This is a genomic window from Candidatus Cloacimonadota bacterium, from assembly GCA_011372345.1.
In the GTDB taxonomy this organism is placed as follows: domain Bacteria; phylum Cloacimonadota; class Cloacimonadia; order Cloacimonadales; family TCS61; genus DRTC01.
Map to the genome: position 1 here is coordinate 1 of DRTC01000226.1, position 8410 is coordinate 8410.

Here is an 8410-nt window from a genome sequence, read left to right on the forward strand (position 1 = left end):
AGTTAATATAACAAATCTAAACTTATAACCAACCGGATAAACTTTCTCAGCAGCAATATAATTATAGACCACGATGAATAAATAGGCAAAGATCGAAGCTCCTCCAGCTCCGTAAATTCCAAATTCAGGGATTAAAAGATAGTTCAAGAAAATATTTATCAATGCTCCAATCCCAACTGCAACCGCAATTTTTCCGGCTCTTTTTTTCACATAAAAACTGATATTTATGATATTAAAAACACCAAGCAGGAAATTTGAAATAACTCCGAAAAAGACAATTTTGATCGCAGGATAATAAGCATTATCAATAAAAATATAAAAAATTTCCGCAGCAAATAAAATGATCAGAAATCCGAGAATTCCACCAAAAAGGAGATAATAATTAAAGACTTTTTTATATGATGCAGTTGCTTCGGAATGGTCTGAAATTCTCATTGCATAAGGGAAGTAAACCATACTTACCATCGAAATCAGGAATTGCATTATCATTCCCACTCGATATCCGATCGCATAAATTCCAACATCATAAAGCGAATTCGGAGAAAGATAGGTCAGCATATATCTATCAAACATACGCAAAGTGATCATGGCGACTGTACCCGGGATCATGATAATTCCGAATTTGAGCAGATCTCTGATAAGCGGTATGGAAAAGAATAACTTCTTGAATCTAACGGAAGATAATTTCTGCACCACTTTTCTCATATTGAGCAGGGAAACAATCACTGAACTGAATGAAGATATCGCTAAAAATACAAAAATGGAGTTTATATCCAGTTTTTTCAGAATAGTTGCGACTATGACCAGGATCAGAAAAAGTGTATTCTTTACATTTGAAAGAAGCGCATAATTTGCTGACCTTTCCATAATATTCAAGAAACTGAGCGTCATGCCATAGATCACATCAAAGAACAGGATAAGGCTTATCCAGATAAAAAGTTGCTGATAAAGAGCAGTTCTGACGATCAGTATTGATAACTGATGCCTGAAGATGATGATCAGAAATGACAGAATTATCCCACAAATAATAAGCATGATATAGATCGAGGAAATTATGGTAAATTTGTATTCATTGGTTTTCTTTTGATAAAAAAAGGAGAAGATCGCCTGCTGCAATCCCAAAAAATAGATCAGTGATGCAAAAGATAAAAAGATCAAAAGATTTGCATAAACAGCGTATTCTTCAGGAACCATCAAACGAGTAAAGATGGGAAGCAAAAACAAATGCAGCAATTTGTTAAAGAGATTTCCAGCTGTATATTCTATTGTTTTTCTGAAATATTTTTTCATGGATTTTCTTACTTTCCGAAGCTTCCAGCAAAGAAATTCTTGCATTTAAGATTCGGAAAGTTTATCTTACACAAATGTTTAGACTGCATTAATCGTGTTAATGCAAAGCGATTCCGATTTTATATCGGAACTTCCAAATGATGAATCGTTCCGACTCAAAAGGCAATATGATTGAATTACTCCAATCCTTCAACCTTCCGCATCTCTATTTTAGAAAGCGACAATGCGTATTGTCGCATTTGAAAGAAAAGCTTCGGAAGGATCATCTATTATTCGACTCGTAAGCAACGCGACGAGTCGAAATAAAACCAGTCATGCTGCTTTGAGTCGTCGTCCTTCGTCCTTACGACTCGAATTAGATATTAATATCCAAAACTTCCTGATACATCTGCTGTGTCTGTTCAGCAATAACTTTCCAGATGAAATTTTTCTTGATATGTTCTTTTAAGTGGTCACTTTTATTTTTATTCAAGGAGTTTTGAATCCCATTTTTAATTGAATTTATGGAATGCGGATCAACATAATCTACCATGTCTGCAAAATATTCTTTAGTTCCGCCAAAAGGAGTAATAACGATATTTGCTCCGGCTAAACCGGCTTCCAGGGCAGCTCTTCCCGGAGTTTCGTAACGAGTTGGCAGGATAAAGGTTTTGCAGGTTGCGTATGCTGAAGCAAGTAATGGATCGTCATGCTTCAGCCACTCTATCAAAAGAATATTCTTTGTTTTTTCAATTTCCTTCCTGCACCAATTTCCTTCTTCGTTATGCAGAATATCGGCAATAATAATTGCAGGATGATCGATTTCCTGAAGGGCTTTTATAATATTTTTCCCATTTTTGCGAACTGGTCCTAAATGTCCGACATAAAGAACAAAATCTTTAATTCCGTATTTTTTGATAAAAAGATCAGGATCAGAATTCAGGAATCTTTCCTCGACTCCATTATGGATGATCTTGATTTTTTTCTTATCGACACCAAGTCCAAGATTCAGTAGATCAGCTTCTGCTTTTGTATTTGGCAGAACTTTTTTGGATGCATTGCAAATATCTTTTGTTAAGCTGTAATCAGAATAAGTTCTTTTAAAAATCTTGTGAAACGGCTTTTCCAGAGTTTGGTAAATCCGTAATGTTTTTGCAGAATGATTACTGAAAAAGATCGGATTAACAACGAATTTTGCTCCATAGGGTTTAAGATTCATTGCCAGATCAAAAGTGCTGATACTGGCATTGAAAATATGAACGAGATCGTTTTTCCCGATTTTCAGATCTTTGTCCCACATATTAAAAAGTTGGACATTAACTCCAATTTCTTCCAGTTTTTTTTTCAGATGAATGATTTTATAAGTCGGTCCTCCTCGATTCAGCATCAAAGTCTGGTAACCGGCAAAATATATTTTCATTGTTTTGATTTACCTTGCTTATTTTCCCGATCATACAAAACATCCCGCCAGCTTTTTTTCCTGGTATTTTTTATATCTGCAGGAATCCTGATCCTTTCAACTTTTTCCCAATCTAAACCTCTTAGAGAAATTTCCTTCTTGAATTTTACGATCGCATAATTATTATCAATAACAATCCTGATAAAGAAATTATCTTCAGTCTTTTCAGAAATAATCTTATCTCCAACTAATTTTTGCTGTAATTTTATTTTGTTTCGTTTTTCCCACCAATCTGCAAATCCGGTGAAATTCGTTTTCCAGATATTCTGTTCCTCGATTTTCATAAAAAGTTTTTCGATGACATTGAATTTCTGATGTGAAGGATGATGATATAAAATGATCGGTTCCATTAGTAGTTTCTTCTGTTCGATTACATATAAATAATACTGGATCATTTCGCTTTCGGAAAAGTGAGATCTTCTTAATCTTCCAGGACTTATCGGATGAACAGGTATTTGCAGAACTTTTGAAAACCTGTTATCAAAATTAGGATAAAATGGGAAATTGTCATAATCGAGACAAAACTCAGAACTGTATTTGAAATTGAGTTCTTCAAAGATTTTTCCAAGTTGCGGATTCCAATCACCGTAAGGAGAAACAAATCCGGAAGTATCAATATTGTTTTCTTTTAATTTACTCAATCCGAGATTGATATTTTCATAGTCTTTACGATAATTATTAAAAATAATATGTCTGAAACAATGCAAACCGATTTCCTGATCCTTTTCCATTAATTTATATACTTTGCTTAACATCTCATCTGAAACAGTATCCACAAACCAGCTTCCATTAACATGATATCTGCGGCAAATCTCCCATAAGGATTTTGCATCTTTGGCATTGCAAAAATCAGTATCAACACGGAACAGAAATACATTTTTAACTTTATCAGGATAATACCATAAATGAACAAAAGGAAGTTTGCGACTGTTAAACATGTACGAAAGTGTCAAAGTAACGAGTCTTCTAATCTTTCCTTTGGAAACACTGGTAACGATTTCGGAAGGAAGCTCTTTTCTCATAAAATAGAATTTTTTCCTGATTGATTCGTAATTCAGGATCAGAGAATTGATATCAAAAGGAAAAACTATGAGCATACCTTTGCCGACATTTTTGAAAACAATATGCAGATTTGTGTCAATAAATACAAGGCTTTTATCATGCACATAAGACATCTCGGAATTTATATCAACCAAACCGATACCTGTATAATGAGATTTATCGCTGGCAACCAGGTAAGAGACATTTTTTGTTTTGTATTTTTTTTTGAAAATGGCAGCATAAGATTTTGCTTCAAATATGACTGAACCACCACCTTCCAAATAATTAGAGATGATATGTTCTTCATCAGAATTGATCGAGGAAGGAACAATCAGAACTGCATAATTTTCAGGTTTGATCGGATTTTTTGACATAATCCTATCAAAAGTAATTCCTTCCTGATTCAGAATTATCTCCCATCCTGGTTGATAACCGATAATACCAACTTTCAAGTTCATAGGATCTCCTTCATTATTTTATTGAGTTCTTCTTCTCTTTTTTGGAGCGGGAACATTTCTTCAGCTCGTTCCCTTGCCTGTTCATTGTTTTTAGATTTTAATGCTTTATTTATCGCTTTCACAGTATCTTCAACATCTCCATATCGAACATAATAACCCGTATCTCCGACAACTTCCGGTAATGCTCCATTTGAAGTTACAAACGGAATACAACCGCAATTCATCGCTTCCAGCAAGGCAAGACCAAATGATTCGCGGTAAGAAAGATGGCAATAAACTTTTGCTTTTCGGAACCATTTAAGAGTTTGTTCTTTTGATAAATTTCCGGTAAATATTATATTGGAAGATCCCTCTCTTAAATAATTATATGTTTCATTATCATATTCTCCAATGATGACAAATTCTGCTTCAGGAATCTGTTTCGCAGCTTTAACAAAAGTATCGAGACCTTTCAATTTCATAATATTTCTGGGATTTCTTTGTGCTTTTCCAACCGTAACGACGAGATTTTCTTTCTTATTCTTAACATCTTCACAATCCAAACCTTCTCCGAGATGGATCATCCTGACCTTTCTCAAATCGACAAATTTACCGATTTCATTCTTACTGAAATCAGAAACCGTTAAAATTCGATCTGCATTTTTTAGAACATATTTTATTTTCATGCGAGAGATGAGAGTTAACTGTCCTCCGTATTTGAATTCCGGGATTTTTGTCAGCTCATATCCGGCAATAACAACAACAGTTTTTTTCTTCAACAGCTTTGAGAAAAAAATAACCAGTAAAGCTACAAAATCAGCAAACCAGATATATGAAATATCCGCCCATAAAACACCTTTATATATTTCAGAAATTTTACCCAAATTCTTTTTCCAATTAGATATGATCAAGGTTCTGACCTTAAAACTTTTTTCTAAAATAGATAGATCAGTTTTTACATAAGTCGAATTGTAAGCAGAAATAAATAATAGTTTGGCTAATTTTTTTTCCATTAAGATTTACCTGATCAAAGCAAATTTTCCTCTTGCTATTTGACCATCATCTGTATGAACAACATAAAAATATATGCCGGAACCACATTTATATCCTGAACTATTCAATCCATCCCATTGGAATTGTTGGAAATAGTCTTTCTGCAGCTCGATCACAAAATCTCCGTTCAGATCGTAAATACTGCAGGAAGTATCACCTTTCGGCATGGTTTGAGTAGAGAGATTTTCAATTCTCAAAATGTCTCCCTGAGCAGGATGAAAAGGATTTGGATAAACAACAACATTTCGCAATTTTGTTTCTTTATTGGAAGAAGGAGCAATTCCAATCTCAAAGGAATTCAAACCTTCATCAGTTCCAACATACAAAGTTCCAGTGTCAGGTTCATAAGCAAATGAAGTTATTGTGTTGGAAAGCAGGGGATATTTTTCTTTAGTAATATTGGTGAACTCATCTTCATAATAAGCTTCCGGTTGATAAAGAGTTATCCCATTATCCTGGGTTCCGATCCAGATGCGATTGAAAGGATCGACAAACAAAGCAGTCGGATAGGTAGAAGCTGCTCCATACAATTTTTCCTGCGGATTTTCTCCCCCGATATACAAATATTCAGGATCGTTCTCATTATAAGTCCAACTATTATTGTAATAAATTTTTTTCTTTATTACAGTTCCGTATTGATACCAATAATCTCCATCGAACATAAATAAACCGTTGGAGGATGCGATCCAGATTTCATCAGTATATGTCGTTTCCCGTTTTTTAATATCAAATACTTTAGCACTATTATGAAGATCGGAAAAAGGTATATTTTGCCAGTAATTTCCATAAGTTTCTGGAAAAGAAGAATTATTCCAGATACAGATTCCTGATTCAATGAAACCAAAATAACTGCATTCAGTTGTAATCAAACTCGACCATAAATATTTATCAACACCATCATTATCAACAATGTCGAGGTTTATCGTTCCAGTATGATGTACAAGTGTTAGATCGACAACATTTACAATATCAGCTTTATTATGAGAATTTAACCACATATAATGCTGATAATCAGCAGACATTGAAGTGAAGTAACTTGATGAGAGTCCGGTTACAGTCTGCCAGTTGTCAGCAACATCATCGAATACGGAAACTCCTCCATTTCCGGGTTCATTTAATTGCCAGCAGGCAAACCATTTTTTGTTGTACTGATCGATTTCAATATCCAAAACATTATTCGTTTTTAAAGGAGATTCCTGGGATGTGTAGAACTCCCAGATTCCATCATTAAAACAGGAAATACCTTGAGTACCTTTGCTGAGTTCCCATAGCCCATAATACCCGTTTGCAACCCACAATTTATTATTCTGGTCGATTTCGATATCAGTTATAATATTTGCTGAAATGGAGTTTTGTTTATAATTCTGCCAGTTATTATTCTCTAAAATAAAAATCCCCTCTCCCCATGAAAATGCACAAATTGAACCGTCAATTTCAGTAAATCCTGTAATCAAGGAAGTTGTAAGACCATTTTCATCTTTCATCCAGATTGTTTGAGAACCATCTTCAGAAATCTTAATTATAGCAAGGTCAGAAGAATTGTCTATCGTCAATTTTTCATCATTCCAATTTCCAAAACTGAACCAGAGATTTCGTTCCGAATCGAGGAAAACCGGAAAAACTCGATTCGTATCAGGTAGATCAGTTTCATTATAAATCGTCCAGTTATTCATTTCCGGTAGATCTATTAAAGCAATTCCTTCATCTGTTCCCAGAGCAATTTTATCATCTCTGAGCGAAATAGATGAGACCTCATTTCCGGGGATCATTGAATTATCAACATTTAAATTGTACCAGGAAGAGACTGTATTCATTGAGTCTAAATGAACAAGATCAAGACCATTATCAGTTCCCAGAAATAGGATATCATCTGATGAAATCTGGATTGAATTAATTTGTTCGGAAGATAGTCCATCTTGAGTAGAATAATTATCTATCAATAAAGGAAATGGAAAATCCTGGTTATCCAAAAAAACGCTTAAATCCTGATCCGTAGCTATAAAGATCAGAGAATCTTTCTGAATAACTTTCTTGATCTTATCCGAGAGCAAACCGGTTGTTGTAGTTATCGGCAATAAAAATTCATTATCTGAAAATCGATTTACTCCATTTTTACTCGTTCCAATCAGAAGAACATCAGAATTATTATCGTAATGTAAAGCTCTTATATCTGTTCCTGTCAGACCATCGATAATCGTATAATTTTTCTCAAAAACATGATCATCTAAATTGAATGTTAACATTCCACCCCAGGTTGCAGAATATAATTTGTTGTCTATTATTTGAGTATCAAAAATATGGGTTGTATTTGTATAAGTTTTCCAGTTTTTCAATGAATGAACATTGATCCAGCAAATTATTATCATCAGAAATAAACTAAATTTTTTCATTTATGTAACCCCTTTGTAAATATGAAAAATAATGCTAACAGTATAATTAATAGTAAAAGAATAACCAGTAAGATCTCTTTCGATGCAAAAGAAAATCCGAAAGCGATCAGACCGAATAAAAAAGTAATAGTATATCCGATGATGGAAATAGTCTTTTGATTATAACCTGATTCCATCATTTTATGATGAATATGTTCTTTATCTGCCAAAAAAATACTCTCTTTTTTTTTTATCCTTCTCACGATTGCCAAAAAAGTATCACTTATCGGGAAAGTCAAAGCAATTATCGGAATTAGTAAGGTCATGGTTGTAATTCCTTTAAATTGAATCGAACCTGTAACCGAGATGGCAGCAATATTAAAGCCGATGAATAAACTTCCCGTATCTCCCATAAATATCTTTGCCGGATAAAAATTATATTTTAAAAAAGCCATATTACTGCCGATCAAAGTCAAAGCCAATAACATTATCATTTTATTTGAGAATAGAAGTCCAACAGCAAATAAAACTAAATTGACGATCACAGCAATTCCAGAAGCGAGACCATCGATTCCATCAATAAGGTTAAATGCATTGATGACGAGAAGAAACCAAACAATTGTTAAAGGAAATGAAATTATTCCCAAAATGATATCATCACCAAAAGGATTCGTGAGAATCTTGATTTTAAATCCTAAATAATACATTAAACAGGCAATCCCTATCTGGAATAATAATTTGTATTTAGCTGTAAACTTTCTTTTATCATCCAGATATCCAAG

General features: G+C 33.8%; 6 protein-coding genes. All 6 read right to left on the bottom strand.

What is annotated here, in order from left to right; all coding sequences use genetic code 11:
- On the bottom strand, window positions 1-1335 hold a 1335-nt coding region (locus tag ENL20_04385), incomplete at its 3' end, for a hypothetical protein (GenBank protein ID HHE37792.1).
- A 310-nt stretch (window positions 1336-1645) separates the two neighbouring features.
- Entirely contained in the window at window positions 1646-2689 is a 1044-nt protein-coding gene (locus ENL20_04390) for a glycosyltransferase (protein HHE37793.1), read from the bottom strand.
- Window positions 2686-4227: a hypothetical protein gene (locus tag ENL20_04395; GenBank protein ID HHE37794.1), complete on the bottom strand. Its 1542-nt coding sequence runs from the start codon at window positions 4225-4227 to the stop codon at window positions 2686-2688. The genes ENL20_04390 and ENL20_04395 overlap by 4 nt, the downstream gene beginning before the upstream one ends.
- Window positions 4224-5219, bottom strand: a complete 996-nt coding sequence (locus ENL20_04400) for a glycosyltransferase (protein ID HHE37795.1) — start codon at window positions 5217-5219, stop codon at window positions 4224-4226. The genes ENL20_04395 and ENL20_04400 overlap by 4 nt, the downstream gene beginning before the upstream one ends.
- A 6-nt stretch (window positions 5220-5225) precedes the next feature.
- Window positions 5226-7649 (bottom strand): T9SS type A sorting domain-containing protein, encoded by a 2424-nt coding sequence (locus ENL20_04405; protein HHE37796.1) that lies wholly within the window; start codon window positions 7647-7649, stop codon window positions 5226-5228.
- Window positions 7646-8410, bottom strand: a 765-nt coding sequence (locus ENL20_04410) for an undecaprenyl/decaprenyl-phosphate alpha-N-acetylglucosaminyl 1-phosphate transferase (GenBank protein ID HHE37797.1), incomplete at its 5' end; no start/stop codon positions are given. The genes ENL20_04410 and ENL20_04405, both read right to left, overlap by 4 nt.

What these genes read in the sequence shown, in the direction of transcription:
- ENL20_04390 (HHE37793.1), bottom strand. Translation starts at nt 2,689, where the DNA reads ATGAAAATATATTTTGCCGGTTACCAGACTTTGATGCTGAATCGAGGA.
- ENL20_04395 (HHE37794.1), bottom strand. Translation starts at nt 4,227, where the DNA reads ATGAACTTGAAAGTTGGTATTATCGGTTATCAACCAGGATGGGAGATA.
- ENL20_04400 (HHE37795.1), bottom strand. Translation starts at nt 5,219, where the DNA reads ATGGAAAAAAAATTAGCCAAACTATTATTTATTTCTGCTTACAATTCG.
- ENL20_04405 (HHE37796.1), bottom strand. Translation starts at nt 7,649, where the DNA reads ATGAAAAAATTTAGTTTATTTCTGATGATAATAATTTGCTGGATCAAT.